The organism is Rhizobium sp. 10N414 (genome assembly GCF_056394785.1).
The window spans coordinates 1-18772 of record NZ_JBFTIN010000008.1 but is presented as its reverse complement, the minus strand read 5'-3'; the positions used below and the strand labels follow the sequence as shown (position 1 = coordinate 18772).

The 18772-nt window shown below is 59.2% G+C and carries 19 protein-coding genes; 9 read left to right on the top strand and 10 right to left on the bottom strand.

Annotated elements, in window-relative coordinates:
- Nucleotides 1-81 precede the first annotated feature (81 nt).
- Together AC1DE4_RS10045 and AC1DE4_RS10040 are read left to right on the top strand one after the other, a co-directional pair.
- Nucleotides 82-1287, top strand: coding sequence for a divergent polysaccharide deacetylase family protein (locus AC1DE4_RS10045; RefSeq protein ID WP_477881216.1), 1206 nt, complete (start codon nucleotides 82-84; stop codon nucleotides 1285-1287).
- Nucleotides 1288-1301: 14 nt separating this feature from the next.
- Nucleotides 1302-1835, top strand: a complete 534-nt coding sequence (locus AC1DE4_RS10040) for an RNA pyrophosphohydrolase (RefSeq protein WP_477881214.1) — start codon at nucleotides 1302-1304, stop codon at nucleotides 1833-1835.
- 36 nt (nucleotides 1836-1871) lie between these two features.
- On the opposite strand, the gene bfr is transcribed toward AC1DE4_RS10040, so the two are convergent.
- From bfr to AC1DE4_RS10015, 5 genes are all read right to left on the bottom strand, one after another.
- Nucleotides 1872-2357, bottom strand: coding sequence for a bacterioferritin (gene bfr / locus AC1DE4_RS10035; RefSeq protein WP_007528518.1), 486 nt, complete (start codon nucleotides 2355-2357; stop codon nucleotides 1872-1874).
- On the bottom strand, nucleotides 2323-2736 hold the full coding sequence (locus AC1DE4_RS10030; RefSeq protein WP_084659594.1) for a (2Fe-2S)-binding protein: 414 nt from the start codon (nucleotides 2734-2736) through the stop codon (nucleotides 2323-2325). The genes bfr and AC1DE4_RS10030 overlap by 35 nt, the downstream gene beginning before the upstream one ends.
- A 68-nt stretch (nucleotides 2737-2804) precedes the next feature.
- Nucleotides 2805-6236: an error-prone DNA polymerase gene (locus AC1DE4_RS10025; protein ID WP_477881211.1), complete on the bottom strand. Its 3432-nt coding sequence runs from the start codon at nucleotides 6234-6236 to the stop codon at nucleotides 2805-2807.
- Nucleotides 6236-7690 (bottom strand): Y-family DNA polymerase, encoded by a 1455-nt coding sequence (locus AC1DE4_RS10020; protein WP_477881325.1) that lies wholly within the window; start codon nucleotides 7688-7690, stop codon nucleotides 6236-6238. Before AC1DE4_RS10020 ends, AC1DE4_RS10025 begins: the two co-directional genes overlap by 1 nt.
- 10 nt (nucleotides 7691-7700) lie before the next feature.
- A complete protein-coding gene (locus tag AC1DE4_RS10015) occupies nucleotides 7701-8648 on the bottom strand; it encodes an ImuA family protein (RefSeq protein ID WP_025658019.1) in 948 nt (315 codons plus the stop codon).
- Between the two features lie 161 nt (nucleotides 8649-8809).
- Here AC1DE4_RS10015 and AC1DE4_RS10010 point away from each other — a divergent pair, with 161 nt between their 5' ends.
- Nucleotides 8810-9247, top strand: a complete 438-nt coding sequence (locus tag AC1DE4_RS10010; RefSeq protein ID WP_018855933.1) for a metallopeptidase family protein — start codon at nucleotides 8810-8812, stop codon at nucleotides 9245-9247.
- 8 nt (nucleotides 9248-9255) lie between these two features.
- Here AC1DE4_RS10010 and AC1DE4_RS10005 read toward each other — a convergent pair whose 3' ends face one another.
- Both AC1DE4_RS10005 and AC1DE4_RS10000 read right to left on the bottom strand, forming a co-directional pair.
- Nucleotides 9256-9462, bottom strand: coding sequence for a DUF1737 domain-containing protein (locus AC1DE4_RS10005; RefSeq protein ID WP_018855932.1), 207 nt, complete (start codon nucleotides 9460-9462; stop codon nucleotides 9256-9258).
- 13 nt (nucleotides 9463-9475) lie between these two features.
- Nucleotides 9476-10384: an HpcH/HpaI aldolase/citrate lyase family protein gene (locus tag AC1DE4_RS10000; RefSeq protein WP_025658020.1), complete on the bottom strand. Its 909-nt coding sequence runs from the start codon at nucleotides 10382-10384 to the stop codon at nucleotides 9476-9478.
- A 111-nt stretch (nucleotides 10385-10495) separates the two neighbouring features.
- Here AC1DE4_RS10000 and AC1DE4_RS09995 point away from each other — a divergent pair, with 111 nt between their 5' ends.
- The 3 genes from AC1DE4_RS09995 (at nucleotide 10496) to leuD (ending at nucleotide 12027) form a co-directional block, all read left to right on the top strand.
- Nucleotides 10496-10738, top strand: coding sequence for a hypothetical protein (locus tag AC1DE4_RS09995; RefSeq protein ID WP_018855930.1), 243 nt, complete (start codon nucleotides 10496-10498; stop codon nucleotides 10736-10738).
- Nucleotides 10739-10851: 113 nt separating this feature from the next.
- Nucleotides 10852-11280: a VOC family protein gene (locus tag AC1DE4_RS09990; protein ID WP_018855929.1), complete on the top strand. Its 429-nt coding sequence runs from the start codon at nucleotides 10852-10854 to the stop codon at nucleotides 11278-11280.
- A 138-nt stretch (nucleotides 11281-11418) separates the two neighbouring features.
- Complete coding sequence (gene leuD / locus AC1DE4_RS09985) at nucleotides 11419-12027, top strand: 3-isopropylmalate dehydratase small subunit (protein ID WP_018855928.1); 609 nt, start codon at nucleotides 11419-11421, stop codon at nucleotides 12025-12027.
- A gap of 58 nt (nucleotides 12028-12085) precedes the next feature.
- Here leuD and AC1DE4_RS09980 read toward each other — a convergent pair whose 3' ends face one another.
- Nucleotides 12086-13018, bottom strand: coding sequence for a pyridoxal-phosphate dependent enzyme (locus AC1DE4_RS09980; RefSeq protein WP_025658021.1), 933 nt, complete (start codon nucleotides 13016-13018; stop codon nucleotides 12086-12088).
- A 177-nt stretch (nucleotides 13019-13195) separates the two neighbouring features.
- Here AC1DE4_RS09980 and leuB point away from each other — a divergent pair, with 177 nt between their 5' ends.
- Both leuB and AC1DE4_RS09970 read left to right on the top strand, forming a co-directional pair.
- On the top strand, nucleotides 13196-14308 hold the full coding sequence (leuB, locus tag AC1DE4_RS09975; RefSeq protein WP_477881208.1) for a 3-isopropylmalate dehydrogenase: 1113 nt from the start codon (nucleotides 13196-13198) through the stop codon (nucleotides 14306-14308).
- A 117-nt stretch (nucleotides 14309-14425) separates the two neighbouring features.
- Complete coding sequence (locus AC1DE4_RS09970; RefSeq protein ID WP_025658022.1) at nucleotides 14426-15187, top strand: phosphatase PAP2 family protein; 762 nt, start codon at nucleotides 14426-14428, stop codon at nucleotides 15185-15187.
- Nucleotides 15188-15253: 66 nt separating this feature from the next.
- On the opposite strand, the gene AC1DE4_RS09965 is transcribed toward AC1DE4_RS09970, so the two are convergent.
- Both AC1DE4_RS09965 and AC1DE4_RS09960 read right to left on the bottom strand, forming a co-directional pair.
- Nucleotides 15254-17140, bottom strand: coding sequence for an MFS transporter (locus AC1DE4_RS09965; RefSeq protein ID WP_025658023.1), 1887 nt, complete (start codon nucleotides 17138-17140; stop codon nucleotides 15254-15256).
- Between the two features lie 218 nt (nucleotides 17141-17358).
- Entirely contained in the window at nucleotides 17359-17712 is a 354-nt protein-coding gene (locus AC1DE4_RS09960; RefSeq protein WP_025658024.1) for a VOC family protein, read from the bottom strand.
- A gap of 482 nt (nucleotides 17713-18194) precedes the next feature.
- Here AC1DE4_RS09960 and AC1DE4_RS09955 point away from each other — a divergent pair.
- A partial coding sequence (locus tag AC1DE4_RS09955) for a reverse transcriptase domain-containing protein (RefSeq protein ID WP_477881205.1) occupies nucleotides 18195-18772 on the top strand: 578 nt, incomplete at its 3' end.

The following is an 18772-nucleotide window of genomic DNA, read 5'->3' as shown; positions in this document are numbered from 1 at the left end:
TTGCAATTTGAGGCGTCAGGCCGGATGGTGTATCCGGCCTGACGCCTTTTTGCTGTCCTGATTCTGAAGCGGAAACGAAGTTTGAATACCGATCTGCACGCACCACTGGGACAGGGCCGCAAGGTTAAGCGGCAGCGGCCGGGAATTCTGCGGACGGGTCGTGTCGTCGCCGGGATCTGCCTCGTTCTGATCGGGGTTTCGTCGCTCTATACGGCATTCCGTGGAGATGGGCTTAAGCGCGAGAAGCCGGCAGTTCAAGACCAGGCGGCTGTGCCGCCATCCGATACCAATCAAAATCAGGTGCCGTCGCAATCTTCGTCCGCTGCGGTTCCAAATGGTATGGTGCCATCTGATCCCCGATCGGGTGCCAATGTGGAGCAGATGGTCACGGGCGATGGATCTGTCGTCACGAAATACTCCCCGAGACAACGCGACGGAAATGGCCCAGTGCTGGTTGATGCCTCGCAGGTCGGGCAGGATCCACGAATGGCAGCGTTGCCGAACGATGCGCTTCTGGAAAATACGCCGTTGGGGCGGCTCCCGATCGTCGGGCCGGACGGACGTCGCCCGATGGACCAGTATGCGCGGCCATGGTCGGGTGCGCACGGAACACGCATCGCGATCGTTGTGAGCGGACTAGGGTTAAGCCAGACAGGCACGCAGCGGGCGATCCAGCAATTGCCGGAGGAGGTCACCTTCGCTTTTGCCGCCAGTGGCAACAGCCTGCAGCGTTGGATGCAGGAAGCGCGCCGCGCAGGCCACGAAATCCTGTTGCAGGTTCCGTTTGAACCTTTTGATTACCCGGCAAACGATCCCGGGCCGGACACGCTGCTGACGTCGACGTCGGCTGCGAAGAATATTGAAAGCCTGCACCGGGCAATGGGCGAGATCACCAACTATACGGGCATCATGAATTATCAGGGCGGGCGCTTCCTTTCCGACCCCAACGCCATGGAGCCGGTGATGCGGGATATCGGAAAGCGCGGGTTGCTGTTTCTTGACGACGGAACGTCGGCCCAGTCCAAAACCGCGGCAGTCGCAAAGGGAACGGAGGCGCCCTACGCCTTTGCTGATGTGCAGTTGGACAAGCAGCTTGATGTGAACGCCATCATCCAGAAGCTGGACGAGCTTGAACGCGTCGCAAAGCGCAATGGTCAGGCAATCGGTGTTGCCGCCGCCTTCGATGAGAGTATTGATGCCATCGCGCAATGGACGCAGGAGGCCGCGATGCGCGGCATTGAGATCGTCGGTGTCGCTGCGCTGACCAACGACCCGAAGAGACCCTGAAATAGAGAGAGCTGATGAGCAAGCTGATCGTCAACACCGAAGACCTGCCGTATCGCCCCTGCGTCGGCGTTATGATCCTCAACCGCGAGGGCCTCGTATGGGCGGGGCGACGGATTCCCGAAGAGAACTCCGAATATGATGGATCGCCGCAGCTTTGGCAGATGCCGCAGGGCGGCATCGACAAGGGCGAGGATCCGCTGGATGCCGCCTATCGGGAACTTTACGAGGAAACGGGTATTCGCACGGTGACGCTGCTTGCGGAAGCCAGGAACTGGATCAACTACGATTTGCCACCCCAATTGGTGGGCATTGGGCTAAAGGGAAAATTCCGCGGTCAGACGCAGCGCTGGTTTGCCTTCCGTTTCGATGGAGATGAGAAGGAGATCGCAATCAATCCGCCGCCCGGCGGCCATGCGGCGGAATTCGATGCATGGGATTGGAAGCCGATGGAAAGCCTGCCCGGTCTCATCGTGCCCTTCAAGCGGGCGGTCTATGAGCAGGTGGTCGACGAGTTCAGGCACTTGGCTGGCCTAAGCGCCGCAGAGTGAATGGCCGGCGGCCAGGGCTGCCGGTCATGTCAATCGTTATTCGGCCTCGTTGGCGGAGTCGGCATTGAGCTGGCCGTACTTCGATTCGCCGATCTTGCCGAGCAGCTCCAGCTGTGTTTCGAGGAAGTCGATGTGACCTTCCTCGTCTGCCAGGAGCTCCTCGAAAAGCTTCATCGAGACGTAGTCCCCGGCCTCATGACAGATGTCGCGTGATTTCTTGTAGGCCGTGCGGGCATCGTATTCGCCGGCGAGGTCGGCTTCCAGAACTTCCTTGACGTTCTGGCCGATCCGAAGCGGGGCAAGAGTCTGAAGGTTGGGATGACCCTCGAGGAAGATGATGCGCGCGACCAGACGATCGGCATGATGCATCTCCTCGATGGATTCTGCCCGTTCCTTCTTGGCGAGCTTGGTGTAGCCCCAATCTTCAAGAAGTCGGTAATGGACCCAGTATTGGTTGACGGCGCCGAGCTCGAGAAAGAGGGCCTCGTTAAGCCGCTCGATGACTTTTTTGTCGCCTTTCAATGTCCGCTCTCCTGGTTTCTTCATGGAATTCTCTGAGGCGGGACATGAAATCAAATATTTCGGCTTCCGTCGAGTGGTGACGGGCGTGATATTCCTCGGTCGTCTGGATGATGATGTCGACCACGTTCGGGAAGCAGCCACAGCAGCGGCCTCGTTTCCCCATGGCGTGGTATACCTTTGCAGGCACGATAAGCTGCCAACAATCCTCATCGAGAAGTTCGTTGATGACTTCCCGGATTTCGTGATCGGTTATGTAGTTGCAGCTGCAGACAAGCACGGCGTCATTCCAAACATGACATTCACTATCCCCTTTTCTGCAAAAGAAGATGATAGGTGTCAAGAAAAAATCGACTCGCGGAATAGGCCATTCGTCGCACATTGTGGGGCTGTCGAAGGTACTCTCCGCTACATTGCAAACCCTCAAATCCGGCGTTCTGATGCACGTTCTCAATGGAAATTGCGGCCCTTTGGCATGATCGGAGCTGTTTCCCGTGCTCCATGACTGCCGGAGATGAGGCTCTTCTCCATCACGGCGTTCTCAACTGAGTTTGCGAGTTTCCTTTGACGCGGATCCATCGTCGGATTGAGCGCTTGATCCGAACGATCGCTAACGCCAAAACGACGGGCTTCCTTCTGCAGGATCCCGAGCGCGGGGGTCATATCCTCGATATGATCGACGACGGTGTGGATCACGCCGCTCTGGCTCTGAAGCCTGCCATGGATCTTCACGAGTCGTGCTCCCATGACGATCGGGCGATATTTCTCGAAGACCTTTTGCCAGACAATGGCATTGGCAACGCCCGTTTCGTCTTCCAGTGTCATGAAGATGACGCCCTTGGCGGAGCCCGGGCGCTGACGCACCAAAACCAGGCCGGCGATCGTCACCCTTCTGCCGTTCGGGACGGTGAGAAGATCGACACTCCGCACGACGCCGGCTTTGCGGAATTCGTCGCGGAGGAACGAGACCGGATGACCTTTCAGGGAAAGCGAGAGGTAGCGATAGTCCTCGATGACTTGTTCGCCAGGCAGCATTTCCGGCAGCCGCGTCTCAGGCTCGACCTGCAAGTCGATGTGGCTCACCTGGTCGAACAGAGGAAGCTTTTCGGCAGCGCTCTTCGCATCGAGCGCCCGCACCGCCCAGAGCGCTTCCCGCCGCGACAGTTTTATGGAACGAAAGGCATCCGCATCAGCAAGCCGCTCTATATCCGCTTTCTGCAGGCCTGAGCGTAGCCAGAGATCGCGAATGGAAGAATAGCCCCTGCCTCTGTTGGCGACGAGTTGTTCCATACTCGCTTCCGAAAGGCCCTTTATCTGCCGGAAGCCAAGCCGAACGGCTCGCTTTGTCTTGATGACATCCCGCATGCTGGCATGCCGGAAATCGACTGAACGCTTGTTAAATTCTGCCTCCTCAAGCAAGCAATCCCAGTTCGATTCATTGATGTCGACGGGCCGGATATCAACCCCATGCTCCCTTGCATCCCTGACGAGCTGCGCGGGGGCATAAAAACCCATTGGCTGCGAATTCAGCATCGCAGCACAGAAGACATCCGGATAGTAGGCTTTCACCCAGGAAGAGGCATATACCAGTAGTGCGAACGAGGCCGCGTGGCTTTCCGGGAAGCCGTATTCGCCAAAACCCTTGATCTGGTTGAAGCATTGGAGGGCAAAGTCGCGGGGATAATCCTTCGCGACCATGCCTTCAATGAACCGCGTTTCGAAATTGCCGATGGTGCCTGTTCGTTTGAAGGTCGCCATGGCGCGTCTGAGCTGATCCGCTTCGGCTGGTTTAAAACCTGCAGCCGTGATGGCGATCTGCATGGCCTGTTCCTGAAACAGCGGTACGCCGAGTGTTCGTTTGAGAACTTCCTTAAGTTCCGGGCTCGGATATGTCGTTGGGATACCGCGTGCCTTTTCCTCCCGGCGTTTCAGGTATGGGTGAACCATGTTTCCCTGAATGGGGCCTGGCCTGACGATGGCGACCTCAATGACGAGATCATAGAACCTTTGGGGCTTCAGACGCGGCAGCATACTCATCTGCGCTCGGCTCTCGATCTGAAAGACGCCAAGCGTGTCGGCCCGGCACATCATCGCATAGACGGGCTCCTCATCCTCATGCTTATCGTTGCCGAGATCGGCGAGGGTCTTCTTCACGTCGTAATGCAGGAGAAGCAGATCGAATGCCCGCTTCAGGGCGGTCAACATTCCGAGCGCCAGGATATCGACCTTGAGGATCTTCAGATTGTCGAGATCATCCTTGTCCCATTCGACCATGTAGCGTCCGGCCATTGCCGTCTTCATGATCGGAACGACTTCATCCAGCCTGTCCCTGGTGATGACGAACCCCCCGACATGCTGGGTGAGATGGCGGGGAAAACCGAGAAGCTCGGATGCATATTTCAGCACGTTTTTGGTCATGGGATCGAAAATGTCGAGCCCGGCCGCCTTTGCTTCCCGTTCGGATAGCTTCTCTTCCGACCAGCCCCAGACCAAGCTGCCGATCGCGGACTGGACATCTTCTGAGAGACCGAAGGCTTTGGAAACCTCACGTCCGGCGGACCGGGTGCGATAAGTGGTCACCCCTGCGGTGAGACCCGCATGCTCCTTGCCGTATTTCTCATAGATATGCTGGATGACCTCTTCGCGCCTCTCATGCTCGAAATCGACATCGATATCCGGCGGTTCGTCGCGGTCCATCGACAGGAAGCGGTCGAAAAGCAGGGTGCTTTTCTCGGGATTCACCTCGGTTATCTCAAGGCAGTAGCAAATGACGGAATTTGCCGCGGAGCCGCGACCCTGACAGAGGATTTTTTTCTCATGCCTGGCGTACTGGATGATCCTGTGGACCGTCAGGAAGTATGGTTCATATTGCTTACGACGAACGAGATCCAACTCGTATTCGATGTTATTCTGAACTTTCTCAGGCACGCCGTTGGGGAAGCGCTTTGCTGCACCTGAATTGGTAAGGCGTTCCAGTGTTTCATAGGGTGTTTCCCCCTCGTCATTCTCGGAGGGATAGTTGTGCTCCAGTTCGTCGAGCGAAAAGGAAAGGCTTTCAAAGAACTTCCCTGTGTTTGTTACGGCGTGCGCATAGTCTCTGAAGAGGCGCAGAATTTCGTTGCCACTCTTGAGATAGCGTTCGGCATTCGGAGCCAGGAGAAAGCCAGCCTCGGGAATGGGAATATGCTCCCGGATCGAGGTAACGATATCGGCGAGGGGGCGGCGGGCCGTATCGTGGTAGAGTGGCTGGTTGGTGGCGATCAGCGGGATGCGGCTACGGTCAGCTAGCATGGAGATGGTCGCAAACATGCGCCTATCGCGGCCGTCATAGGCGGGAGCGAGCGCCATGTGGATGTTTTTCCGGAAGCGTTTTCTGAAGCGCTCCAGACAGGCTTCGAACGCGGCGTGATTGTTATCGTCGGCAATGGACGGGTGCGGAATGATTGCAAGCATCATGTCGTCGCCCCATTCCATCAGATCTGCTTCCGACAGAATGCACTTACCCTTCTCGGCTCTCAGGTTTCCAGCGCTCAGCAACCGGCAAAGATGCGCCCAGCCCTGGTGATCTCGGGGGTAGGCAAGAATGTCAGGCGTTCCATCCGCAAAGACGAGGCGGGCTCCCGGCTGGAAACGGATCGGGTCGGGAATGATGTCCTTCTTCTCGCGCTCCTCCAGAAGCCCGGCTTTCATTCGTTCGAACTTCTTCCGGATCGCCTCTGCCTGGGCATGGGCCCGGACGACACCTGCAACTGAGTTGCGGTCGGCAATGCCAAGGCCTCCAAGCTTCATAACGGCAGCCTGAACGACCATTTCCTCGGGCTTGGAGGCGCCCTCCAGAAACGAGAAATTGGTCTTGGCGCCGATTTCGAAGAAGGCGGACATCAGGCAATGACCCCGTGCATGAACCAACTCTGCGTTGTGTCACGCTCATAATGACCCTGGCGATAGATCCAGAAGCGGCGCCCCTTATCGTCTTCGATCCGGAAATAGTCCCGATCCCCAGCATCCTTTCCATCTACGCCATCGAGCCACCATTCCATTGCCAGCCGCTCCGGGCCCTCGCTCTTCAAGACACGGTGCTGCATGCGCCGCCAGTGAAAGCTCGCTGGTGCGCCATCAGGGATTTCGATGGCAAAGGCATCCATCGGCTCCGCTTTCCGCAATAGCCGGATGGGCCGTTCGCTCCTGGCTGGTGGCAGATGCCCCTCCCGGGTTTTCGGGGCGGACAGATGTTCGATTGCCGGCACTTTAGTGTAGGCTCTTTCCGGTATGTGGCTCTCCCGCAATTGGAAGGTTTGCAGGCAGTCTTCTCCGAGGCGAGCTGAAACCCGATCCACGAAGGCAGCAAGAGACGCGTCCTTCTGCTGGCGGTGTTCGAAGTCTCCCTGTGACGTCACGAAATCTTCGTGCAGGAGTACGTTGAGACGAAGGATCTCGAATCCGTAACCCGCATCGAAATCGTCGTGAATTGCCTGCAGGCGTTCGGCAAAGAGGGCGGCAATGCGCTTGGGCTCCCGCAAGGGCTGCGCGGTCCCGGCAGAAATGCGAAAAACCTTGCCGTCGACACGGAACAGGACCAACTCGAAGATACGGCCGCCGACACCGCGGGCTTCCAGCGAGGGCTTCAGGGAGACGGCAACCTGACCCGTGAGTGCGAGGATATCGTCTTCGGCTCCGATCGGCTCAATCAGGCGACGTTCGACCGAGAGGCTTGCGACCGGCAGGCGTGGAGAGACCGGCTCTTCATCGGTCCCAAGCGCCTGATCGAGCCTCAAGAGCACAGCTCCCCCAAAGCGGCGGGCGAGGGGGGCGCGGGGCGCGGTCAGCAAATCGCCGACATATTTGAGGCCCATCTTGTCCAGGCCCCCTATGGTTTCGTCCTCGAGACGCAGGGCCGCGACGGGCAGGGGAGCCAACGCCTGTTCTGCCTCCCCATGCTCGATGATGCCGCCTTGGCCAAAACGGCTGATGGCCCAGGACAATCCAGGCGAGGAAGAGATGGCGCCGCGGGCGTCAATTCCCATCTGGAAGAGCCGTGCGAGAATATCCTTGAGAAGGGGCGTCTCACCGCCAAACAGATGGGCGCACCCGGTAATGTCAAGGAACAAGCCATCGACGCCGTCGAGAGCAACAAGCGGGGTATAGCGATCGCACCAGTCGGCGATCGCTTCCAGGAAGCGCCGGTTGGCGGCTGGGTCGTCCTCGATCACATCAAGCGTGGGGTAGATGGCGCGGGCTTCGGCGACACCCATATGCTTTCGGAGATTGAGTGTTTCGGCAGCCTCGTCCAGTGCCGTCAGCCGCATCGTATTGTTGAGGCGGCTGGAACAGACGATCGGTGCGGCTTCAGGACGTCCGTGCGAACGCCAGGAGAGCCCCCATTTCTTTCTTGCGATCCGGTCGGTTGGAAGGTGCGGAAAGTGGAGTGCCAGAATGCGTTGCGCGTTCGTCTGGAAGGCGAGGGTTGGCTGATTGGGAGACGGCGAAAAAACGGCGGTCATGGGGGTTCCACTCCAGTAGAAAGGAGAGGGGAGCCGGGTTGCGGCTCTTCTCCAGGGTGAGATGAAAAACCGGATTGCCGATGCTACCGCCCAGCATCGTGCCATCCGGCAAGGGGCGCGCCTGTGCCGGCGCGGGTGCTGCAAGGAAGCGGAAATAAGCGCTGCTGGCTTCTTCCTCTCCAGCCTGCCGCAACAGGAAAAGCGGGCGTTTCGATGCTTTCGCCCGCAAGCTCAAACGACGGCTCTCCGTCAGGCCGAAGGGCTTTGGGTTGCCGCGGATCTCCAGAACCGTCGCAGGAAAAACGCCGCTTTCGACTGCAGATTCCGCAAGCCAGAGAGCGTCTTCAAGCTTGCGCGGACTGGCATAGAAGAACTGGTCCGGTTTCAGACCGAAATCTCGTAACCCTACGGCGTAGGGGACGCCTGCTTCCATCGTGGAAACCATGTCCGCGATCCACAGGATCGGTAGCGGCGCACTGTGGCTCTCCTCGACTTGACGCTGCAGCATGGCGGCAAGCGCCAGCACAAAGCCGCTGCCGGCACCGGCCTCCCGCAAGAGGTCGGTGCGAGCCTCGGTGATCCCGTCGAGCGGCAAGCCGCCATCGATCGCCTCGTCGAGTGCGGGTATTCCAAGAGGAAAACGCGGGCCGCTGTCGTTCTTGGCGGCGAGGCGTTTGTCGGCCAAGGCTTCGCTTTGCGCGGCCGCCAAGGCCGGCGCGGGCTTCCCTTCAAGCTTTGCAATGGTTTCGCGGAGCGCAAAAAGCCGCTCGCGCGTCACGGCCGACTGTGCCATGACGTACTCCAAGTCTCATATGTTCCTGTTATGTTCTTATGGATTCCAGAGGCGGGCGAAAGAGTCAACAGGCATTTGATGTGAATTTATTCCTGCCTTTGATTCCGCTCTCGAAAATCGTGCGCAAAGGTTCTATATGGGCGGCAAAGGAAGGAATATTAATGGCCCGCATAGACCAGAGCGAGGATTGGCGGGATCGCCACGCGCCGACGATCAGTACCTTCGAGTCGTTGGCGATGGAGGCATATAGCCACCTGCCGGAAGAATTCCGCTCGCTGACCACCAATCTGACCATCGAGATCGAGGATTTCCCTGACGACGACGTGTTCGAGGACATGGCGCTGGAAACGCCATTCGACCTTCTCGGCCTCTTTGAAGGCCGGGGCATCTCGGAGCGTTTCACGATGGAAACCGGCGAACTGCCGAACCGTATCCGCCTCTACAGGCGGCCGATCCTCGACTACTGGGCCGAGAACGACGAGACGCTGGGCGATATCATCACCCACGTCCTCATCCACGAGATCGGCCACCATTTCGGTCTCAGCGACGACGACATGGAACGGATCGAGGCAAGTGCCGAAGAGGCGGCCGAACGCTAAGCCTTCGCTTACTGTTCGGATAGCTTCATGTCCGGGTGGTAGTCCTTGCCTTCGACTTCCTTGACGATCGCCTGAGCGCACATCACCTGGCCGGTCTGGGTGTTGAAGGTCAGCGACGGCGAGCCGTTCAGCGACCAGCCCTTGTTGAGGGCGTCGGTTACGCGATGACAGAAAGCGGCATCATCCTGGCCGGTCAGAAGGCGATAAAGCTTCATCTAGAGTCGTCTTTCACTTCGCCGTTTGGCGCTCAGTAATCAGGCGGGCTTTATGAACCAGACTTTCCGCCTGGACAAGATGCAGCCGCTCGATCATCCGTCCATTGACATTGATGACGTTCAGACCTTCGGCAGCCGGGTCGGCAAAGGCGGCGATGATTGCCTCCGCCTCGGCAATTGCCGCCTTGTCCGGGCCGAAATGCCGGTTTGACGCTTCGATCTGAGCAGGATGGATCAGCATCTTGCCGTCGAAGCCCATGGCCCGGGCATGCGCGCATTCGGCGTCGAAGGCATCTGCGTCCTTGAAATCATTGAAGACACTGTCGATCGCGTCGAGGCCATAGGCACGCACGGCAAGTACCACCTGCATCAGCCAGGGCACGAGATAGGTGCGGCCGGGCTGCGGCAAGACACCGGTCTCTTTGCGCAGGTCGTTGAGGCCAACGACGAAACAATCGAGTCTTGAGCCCGGCGTGCGTCCGGCTTCGGCGATCGCCGCCGCGTTCAGAATGCCGCGGGGCGTTTCGATCATCGCCCAGATGCGGAGGCTTTCCGGCGCATCGGCATCGGCAAGCCGGTCGCTGATGGACATCACATCCTGAGGCTCGTCCACTTTCGGCAGAAGCACGGCATCCGGTTCCAATGCCAAGACCAGCTCCATGTCGGCATTGCCGAATGTGGAAGCCAGCGCATTGATGCGGATGATCCGCTCCTTGTTCACCAGAGGAGGGCCCGAAAAAAAGGCTTTCAGATTGTCGCGGGCTTCCGCCTTTCGCTCCGGCGCCACCGAGTCCTCGAGATCGAAGATCACGGCGTCGCAATCGAGCGCATGGGTCTTTTCCAAGGCGCGTGCATTGATGGCCGGAACGCTTAGCACCGAACGGCGGAGATTCAAGGAACGAGTCGGAGAGTTGCGGGTCATCACAAATCTGTGCCAAGCTTTGTGATGGGTGGCAAGACAACAAAAAGCCATGCTCACCTTGCAGAGAAAGAAATGAAGGACCACATTCCTTTCCGAAGAAAGGTCTAAACCATGCAAAGCATTCGTTCCGTCTTCCTCCTGCTCGCAGGCATCACAGCCTTCATTGCGTTGGCGCTCCTCACATTTTCTGTGACGCTCGCAGTTGGCGGTATCCTGACGGTGCTCATGGTTGGCCGCGCGCTTTCGCTGAAGATGAAACCGGCCCCCGTTCGCGCCACCGCCAGAACGAAGTCACATTCCGGCGAGAGCATGCGTATCTGGAATGACGGGCGCGGCACGATCATCGACCTCTGACCGTCGGGTCGTTTCCAGAAAAATTTCGACATCGCTGTCGGCTCGGCTGATCTTCCCGCGTCTTTGAAAGGCCAGGGCTTTTGCCCAAACCAAATCAAACAATGGAGGACAGAATGGATACCGCAACGGAAACCGGCGCAACGAAAATGCCGCCGGTCAAGAATGGCTTGTTGCCTTATGTCACCGTCGACGGTGCTTTGAAGGCGGCGGAATTCTACAAGCGTGCGTTCGGCGCCGAGGAGGCTTTTGTCGTTCCTCCTGACGAAAACGGGCGGACGATGCATGTTCACCTCTACGTCAACGGAAGCTCGCTGATGCTCTGCGATGCCTACCCCGAGCATGGTCATCCCTTCGAAAAGCACCAGGGCTTCAGTCTCCAGCTTGTTATCGACGATATCGATTTCTGGTGGGAGCGCGCGGTTCAGGCTGGCGTAGAGGTGATCATGCCCGTTCAGCTGATGTTCTGGGGCGATCGGTATGGCCAGCTTCGCGATCCGTTCGGGGTTCTCTGGGCAATGAATGCGCCAGCGAATGCAAGTTGATCTCACGATATCCATGGATGGCTGCGCGTCGAATCCGCGCGCAGCCTTTTCCGCGGTGTAAATTTTCCTTCATTTTGGCCGAAATCTGGACTAAACGCTGATCAACAAAACTACGTCTGCTGACATTGGAGCCAGGCCATGGACAAATTCGTAAAGCTGACGGGCGTTGCTGCCCCTCTGCCTGTTGTCAACATCGACACCGACATGATCATTCCGAAGGATTACCTGAAGACGATCAAGCGCACCGGTCTTGGCAAGGGTCTTTTCGCCGAAGCCCGTTACAATGAAGACGGTTCTCCGAACCCGGATTTCGTGCTGAACAAGCCGGCCTATCAGAATGCGAAGATCCTGGTTGCCGGTGACAATTTCGGTTGCGGCTCCTCGCGCGAGCATGCGCCATGGGCGCTTCTCGACTTCGGCATCCGTTGCGTAATCTCGACCAGCTTCGCCGACATCTTCTACAACAACTGTTTCAAGAACGGCATTCTGCCGATCAAGGTCAGCCAGGAAAACCTCGACAAGCTGATGGACGACGCCTCGCGCGGCTCCAATGCGATCCTGACGGTCGACCTGGAAAACCTTGAGATCACCGGTCCGGACGGCGGTTCGATCAAGTTCGATCTCGACGAGTTCAAGCGCCACTGCCTGCTGAACGGCCTCGACGATATCGGCCTGACACTCGAGAAGGGCAAGGCAATCGACAGCTTCGAAGCCAAGAACGCGGCATCGCGCCCCTGGGCTGCTTAAGTCTTAAAAACATAGCATTCGAGAAAGCCGGGTTTTCGCCCGGCTTTTCTTTTGCTGCTTACAGCAACCGTTCTTTCCAAACCTTCAGCTTTTCCAGCGAGACACCGATGCCGCCGCAGACTTCGATCAGCGGATTATTGAAGCGGGCGAGAATATCGGAATGCACGTCGGCCACCGCCAGGGCGGCCCCGCAGGCGGGCTCGACCAGAATGCGATAGGCATCGGCGAACTTCAGGCAGGCGGTGACCGCCTGCGCATCCGTGACCGTGACGCTTTCGATCGGGTGGTGCTTCGGCAGATCAAAGACGTGCTGCGCCACCTGACGTGCGCCAAGCGAACTGGCGATTGAGGTGATCGCCGGCAAGGTAAGGCGCTCGCCTGCAGCAAGGCTGGCATAAAGCGAAGCGGCCCCTTCGGTCTCGACGGCAATGACCGGCACATCAGACAGGCCGTTTCGCTCGAGACCGGCTACGATGCCCGCCAGCAAGCCGCCACCGCCGACGCTCGTGATGACGCAATCAAACTCGGCGCCCTTTGCGACAACCTCGTCGATCAAAGTGCCGTGCCCCTCCCACAGAAGGGGATGATCGAATGGGTGCACGTAGGCTGCGTTTCTGGCCTTCGCGTGTTCTATTGCGAAGGCATTCGCTTCGTCGAACACCGATCCATGCACGAGAACCGTGGCGCCGGTTGCTTCGATCGATTGGCGCACTTCCGGCGACGTCGTCTCCGGTACGACGATCGTCACCGGAATGCCGAGCGCCCGTCCCGTATAAGCGGCGGCGATCCCCGCATTGCCGCCGGAGGCGCAGAAGATCTCCCGTGCGCCGTTCTCGATCTCGTGCTGGCAAAGCCTGCCAACACCGCGAAGCTTGAAGCTTCCAGAGGGCTGCAGCGCGTCGAGCTTCAGCCAAAGCGGCTTGTTGCTTGCGCTGTAGTCGGCGGAGGTGCGGAAAAGCGGCGTGTCGAGGTGGAGCGGTGCAGATGGCATGATGGTGTCCGATGACCGTGGCGATGGAGGCTCTTCTTGTGGACCCGCATGCGCCGATCGGTCAACGAGGGATCGCGGCAGTAATTCCGCAACCGTACCGAATCGGCCGCCCACTCGCTTGAAATGCCGTTTTTGCAGGTCTAAGAAGCCGCAACTTGTTTTTCCGCGGAGGGTTTCATGACAGCGCGCAATCTTTTCCTGCTGCCGGGCGACGGCATCGGCCCAGAGGCCATGGGCGAGGTCCGCAAGATCATTGCCTATATGAACGAGGCAATGAATGCCGGCTTCGTCACCGACGAAGGTCTGGTCGGCGGCAGCGCCTATGACGCGCACGGCGCGGCGATCTCCGAAGGCGACATGCAGCAGGCGCTCGCAGCCGACGCCGTTCTCTTCGGCGCCGTCGGCGGTCCGAAGTGGGATGATGTTCCCTATGAAGTACGCCCCGAAGCCGGCCTGCTGCGCCTGCGCAAGGATCTGGAGCTTTTCGCCAACCTGCGTCCGGCCATCTGCTACCCGGCGCTCGCTTCCGCTTCCTCGCTGAAGCCGGAGCTGGTCGAAGGCCTCGATATCCTGATCATCCGCGAACTGACAGGCGGCGTCTATTTCGGCGAGCCGAAGACCATCACCGATCTCGGCAATGGCCAGAAACGCGCGATCGACACGCAGGTCTACGATACATACGAAATCGAGCGCATCTCGGCCGTGGCCTTCGAAATGGCCCGCACGCGTCAGAATCGCGTCTGCTCGATGGAAAAGCGCAACGTCATGAAGTCGGGCGTGTTGTGGAACCAGGTCGTCACAGCGACGCACAAGGACAAGTATTCCGACGTCAAGCTCGAGCACATGCTGGCGGATGCCGGCGGCATGCAGCTGGTGCGCGCGCCGAAGCAGTTCGACGTCATCGTCACCGACAACCTGTTCGGCGACATGCTGTCCGACGTTGCCGCCATGCTGACGGGCTCGCTCGGCATGCTGCCTTCGGCTTCGCTTGGCGCCCCGGATGCCAAGACCGGCAAGCGCAAGGCGCTCTATGAGCCGGTGCATGGTTCGGCTCCTGACATTGCCGGCAAGGGCATCGCCAATCCGATCGCGATGATCGCTTCCTTCGCCATGTGCCTGCGCTATTCCTTCAACCTCGTGAAGGAAGCCGACAACCTCGAAAAGGCGATCGCCAACGTCCTCGACAAGGGCATCCGCACCGGCGACATCATGGCCGAAGGTTGCACGAAGGTTGGAACTATTGAGATGGGCGACGCGATCCTCGCCGAGTTCAAGGCGCTTTCTGCCTGATATTTCACGTGAAACACGCTTTTGGCCCTTCGCATCTGTTGATGCGGAGGGCCTTTGCTTGAAGGCAGTTATTGTCGCCCCTATCTCCCTTCTGCATTGAGGAAAGAGCGGAGTGGAATGAGCGGGACCGTCGATCGCAAGCCAAGTTTCTGGAACTATCTGCGAAGGCGTTACGAGGCGCGGCGTACGATCCATCGGCGGGTTCCCTGGAAGGGCTTCGTCTTTTCGGCCATCAACGCGGTTGCCATCGCTTTCTTCGTCTTCGACCGTCCGCTCGGACAGGCGGCCAAGGACCTGGCGCCGCGGCTGATCACCGTTGCCGGGGACATTACCGATATCGGCAGGCTCGCCTGGATCCTGGCAGGCCTTTGCACAATCTTCGCCACCAGCTATCTCGTTCGCCGCCGGCTCTGGAAGGTGCGCAGGCAGTTCCGCATGATCTATTTTGGACAGATGACGGCTTATGTCGGGCTGTCCGTTCTATCCACCAGCATCGTCGCCAACGTGCTGAAGTTTGCAATCGGCCGGGCCCGACCGCTGATCTATGAGCAGGAGGGTATCTTCAGCTTCGCGCCTTTCAATGCTGACTTCCTGCATCAGAGCTTTCCGTCGGGCCATTCGGCCAACATCGGCGCGCTGTTCGTGGCGCTCGCACTTCTCTTCCCGCGCTTTCGCCTTGGTTTTATCGGCATAGGCCTTTGGCTTGGCGCCACACGCGTCATCATCGGCGTGCATTATCCAAGCGATGTCGTGGCCGGCCTTGCGTTGGGCGCCTGGTTCGCCTTTGCCACCTCGGTCCTCTTCGCGCGCTTCGGCTTGGTGTTCTCCATCGATCGCGATGGCGGCTGGCCGACGCCGCGGCTGAGCCGTCTTCTCTAGCCTTCCATAAATAAAATACCCGGCGCCTTGAGAGCGCCGGGCAGATGTTTGCAGTCCTCAATCGGCTCAATCCATGGCGTGGATATCGCGGTCCTTCGTTTCCGGCAGGAAGATCAGGCCGATGACCAGCGTGATGGCTGCGAAGACGATCGGATACCAGAGGCCGAAGTAGATATCGCCCTTGGCCGCGCTCATTGCAAAGGCCATCGCCGGCAACAAGCCGCCGAACCAGCCGTTGCCGATATGGTAAGGCAGCGACATGCCGGTGTAGCGGATGCGGGTCGGGAAGAGTTCGACCAGCAGGGCTGCGATCGGGCCATAGACCATCGTCACATAGAGAACGAGCACGAACAGAATGGCGATCGTGCCGATCCAGTTGACACGGGCAGGGTCGGCTACCATGGAGAAGCTGCCACCCTTGGCAATGTTATAGACCGCCATGTCGGTGGCGCCCTTTGCTTCATCGGCCGTCAGCAGCTTGTCGGCAACCAGCTTGTCGACCGGTACGGTCTGTTTTTCACCGGCGCGTACTGCGTCAGCGTTGAGGGCAAGCTCAGGGTTGGCCGCGATGAAGGCGTCCAGCTTCGCATCCGGCACCTTGATGGCGCCGCGGTTCAGCGGGTATCCGGCATCATGAAGGGCGATGTTGACGCCCTTTTCGAACGCGCCCGTCATTGCCTTTGCCTTGTCGCCGGCGGCGACGACGTCGAAGCTGGGGATGGTTTCGTCACCGATCTTGATCGTGGCAGGCTGGCCTGCCGGGCCGGGCACGACATCATAAGGCACCGAGTTCTTGGTCAGGAAGGCAGTGGCCACATCGCAAGAGTTGGTGAACTTCGACGTTCCAGTTGGGTTGAACTGGAATTTGCAATCCGCCGGATCGGCCGTCACGGTTGCACGGATAGAAGCCTGGGCTTCCGCAAGCGCCGGATTGGCAGTCCAGGTCATGGCCTTGAACAGCGGGGTGTAGGTAACGGCGGCGATCAAGAGGCCGGCCATCAGGATCGGCTTGCGGCCGATCCTGTCGGACAGGGCGCCGAAGATGACGAAGAAGGGCGTGCCCAGGAAGAGCGCAATGGCGACCATGATGTTTGCCGACTGCAGATCAACCTTGAGCACGTTCTGCAGGAAGAACAACGCATAGAATTGGCCGCCGTACCAGACGACCGCCTGACCCATCGTTGCGCCGAGAAGCGCGATCAGGGCGATCTTGGCGTTCTTCCACTGACCGAAAGCTTCCGTCAGCGGTGCCTTGGATCCCTTGCCTTCGGCCTTCATGCGCTGGAATGCCGGAGATTCGTTCATCTTCAGTCGAATCCAGACGGAAATCCCGAGGAGCACGACGGAGACGAGGAACGGAATGCGCCAGCCCCATGCCGCAAAGGCTTCCTTGCCCATCAGGAACTGGACGCCGACGATGACGAGAAGTGACAGGAAGAGGCCGAGCGTAGCCGTGGTTTGGATCCACGACGTGAAGTATCCGCGGCGTCCATGCGGGGCATGTTCGGCCACGTAAGTCGCCGCACCGCCATATTCACCGCCGAGCGCAAGACCCTGCAAGAGGCGAAGTCCGATCAGGATGATCGGTGCTGCGATACCAATCGTCGCCGCACCCGGCAGGATGCCGACGAGGAAGGTGGAGAGGCCCATGATAAGGATCGTCACCAGGAACGTGTATTTGCGTCCGACGAGATCGCCGAGACGCCCGAAGACCAGTGCGCCGAACGGACGCACGAGGAAGCCGGCAGCGAAGGCCAAAAGCGTGAAGATGTTTCGCGTTGCTTCCGGATACTGGGTAAAATAGGTCGCGCCGATATAGGTTGCGAGCGAACCGTAAAGGTAGAAGTCGTACCATTCGAAAACGGTGCCGAGCGATGAAGCGAAGATAACCTTCTTCTCCTCGCCCGTCATCGGACCGGCCTTGGGGCCGTCGACGCTTGCGATATTTGCCATTTTCTGTCCTCCACAGAATGATGTGAAACGCGGCGCGCGACCACCATGCTCTCCTCAAAGCATACCCTCGGGTCGCGGTTCGCCTGACAAGAGTGTGACAGAAAAGCTCATCCATACAGAGAGCGGCTTTGGGATTATGACTTTAGTCTAACACCTTCGCGCGAATTGCCGCTGGATGGCGCAGCGCGTCCCGCCCGAGGAGTCGGGCGTTGCCGGCTTCACGGTCTATGAGAAAGAATATTCACGATTGTTCCAAAGGGGTCGCGCACGTAGAAGCGCCGAACGCCCCAGGGCTCATTGGCCGGCCCATAGATGATTTCGAAGGCTGATGCACTCATGGCTGCGAAGGCCTCGTCAACATCGTCGACCTCGATCGAGAGGCCTGGAACCGGTGTGTCTGAGCCGCCCTCGCTCGCAAAGCCCACCTGGACCCGCATTGATTGGTTTGAGCCATAGGTGGAGATCCAGTCGTGATCCATCAGTACGTCGAGGCCAAGGATATCCTTATAGAAGACCTTGGCAGCGGCCGGATCGGCTGTTTCGATGTTCGCTACGATTCGCACGACCTTCATATCGCCTCCGGCAATACCGTTTCCCTTAAGCTATGCGCGAACTCCCCGCGGGCAAGAAAAAAGCCGGGCRGCAGGTACCGTCCGGCTTCTGTTTGTGCGCCCAGCATGGGCGCATTCTTGTGGGTGGAAGTCCCACCGTAAGCTGGTCACGGCGAACGAAGAGAAGCGCAACTGCGGAAGGGCGACCGACCGWGGGGAGGAAGCGTGGATCGAAACTGCGGGCCGATGAACAAGAACYGGATATGAGGCGGTGCCAACCAGGGCGAGCGGGSAAACGACCGCGAAGCTCTTGTGACCAAGGGGCGGTGGCGTAAATCCGGCGGTCGTGCAGTGAAGGAGTGCGTTCTTACCTGGGGAGATCTCGTCTTGCGCCTGAAAGGGCGACGGTGTCGAGCCGGAGCGAGARGTCAGCCGAGGCCGTAGTAGGGAGCGCACAGGCGCGAACGAAGGGCCGAACGAGAGAGAGTGAAGTTCCTCCAAGGATGAGCAAGGCCATGCGTCAGATGCCGGGACAGCCCGGGAGATCGGAGAGGCAAGCGGGTGAAGCCCGTCCGGGCTCTGGTCTCGACGAAGCCGAGCCCCCGCCGCGGATCGGGAACGACACGGGCGCAGGGYTGCTTGAGGTGGCCCTGCGGCGAGAGAACCTTCTGCGGGCGTGGAAGCAGGTGCGGGCCAACAAAGGCGCGGCGGGCGTGGACGGTCTGGATATCGACCAGACGGCTGCGTCGCTGCGCATCTCTTGGCCTGCCATCCGCGACAGCCTGCGGGAGGGGACGTACCGGCCACAGCCGGTGCGTCGGGTGATGATCCCGAAGCCAGGGGGCGGCGAGCGCGAGCTTGGCATCCCCACGGTGCTGGACCGCCTGATCCAACAGGCGCTCCTGCAAGTCCTTCAGCCAATCCTTGATCCKACCTTCAGCCAGCACAGCTACGGCTTCCGTCCGGGAAGGAGTGCGCACGATGCCGTCCTGGCGGCGCAATCGTTCGTGCAGTCCGGACGGCGGATCGTTGTGGACGTGGATCTGGAGAAGTTCTTCGACCGGGTTGACCATGACATCCT

Bases quoted from the DNA above. Each gene is read 5' to 3' on its own strand.
- AC1DE4_RS10040 (WP_477881214.1), top strand. From the start codon at position 1,302: ATGAGCAAGCTGATCGTCAACACCGAAGACCTGCCGTATCGCCCCTGC.
- AC1DE4_RS10030 (WP_084659594.1), bottom strand. From the start codon at position 2,736: ATGTGCGACGAATGGCCTATTCCGCGAGTCGATTTTTTCTTGACACCT.
- AC1DE4_RS10025 (WP_477881211.1), bottom strand. From the start codon at position 6,236: ATGTCCGCCTTCTTCGAAATCGGCGCCAAGACCAATTTCTCGTTTCTG.
- AC1DE4_RS10015 (WP_025658019.1), bottom strand. From the start codon at position 8,648: ATGGCACAGTCGGCCGTGACGCGCGAGCGGCTTTTTGCGCTCCGCGAA.
- AC1DE4_RS10010 (WP_018855933.1), top strand. From the start codon at position 8,810: ATGGCCCGCATAGACCAGAGCGAGGATTGGCGGGATCGCCACGCGCCG.
- AC1DE4_RS10005 (WP_018855932.1), bottom strand. From the start codon at position 9,462: ATGAAGCTTTATCGCCTTCTGACCGGCCAGGATGATGCCGCTTTCTGT.
- AC1DE4_RS10000 (WP_025658020.1), bottom strand. From the start codon at position 10,384: ATGACCCGCAACTCTCCGACTCGTTCCTTGAATCTCCGCCGTTCGGTG.
- AC1DE4_RS09995 (WP_018855930.1), top strand. From the start codon at position 10,496: ATGCAAAGCATTCGTTCCGTCTTCCTCCTGCTCGCAGGCATCACAGCC.
- AC1DE4_RS09990 (WP_018855929.1), top strand. From the start codon at position 10,852: ATGGATACCGCAACGGAAACCGGCGCAACGAAAATGCCGCCGGTCAAG.
- leuD (WP_018855928.1), top strand. From the start codon at position 11,419: ATGGACAAATTCGTAAAGCTGACGGGCGTTGCTGCCCCTCTGCCTGTT.
- AC1DE4_RS09980 (WP_025658021.1), bottom strand. From the start codon at position 13,018: ATGCCATCTGCACCGCTCCACCTCGACACGCCGCTTTTCCGCACCTCC.
- leuB (WP_477881208.1), top strand. From the start codon at position 13,196: ATGACAGCGCGCAATCTTTTCCTGCTGCCGGGCGACGGCATCGGCCCA.
- AC1DE4_RS09970 (WP_025658022.1), top strand. From the start codon at position 14,426: ATGAGCGGGACCGTCGATCGCAAGCCAAGTTTCTGGAACTATCTGCGA.
- AC1DE4_RS09965 (WP_025658023.1), bottom strand. From the start codon at position 17,140: ATGGCAAATATCGCAAGCGTCGACGGCCCCAAGGCCGGTCCGATGACG.
- AC1DE4_RS09960 (WP_025658024.1), bottom strand. From the start codon at position 17,712: ATGAAGGTCGTGCGAATCGTAGCGAACATCGAAACAGCCGATCCGGCC.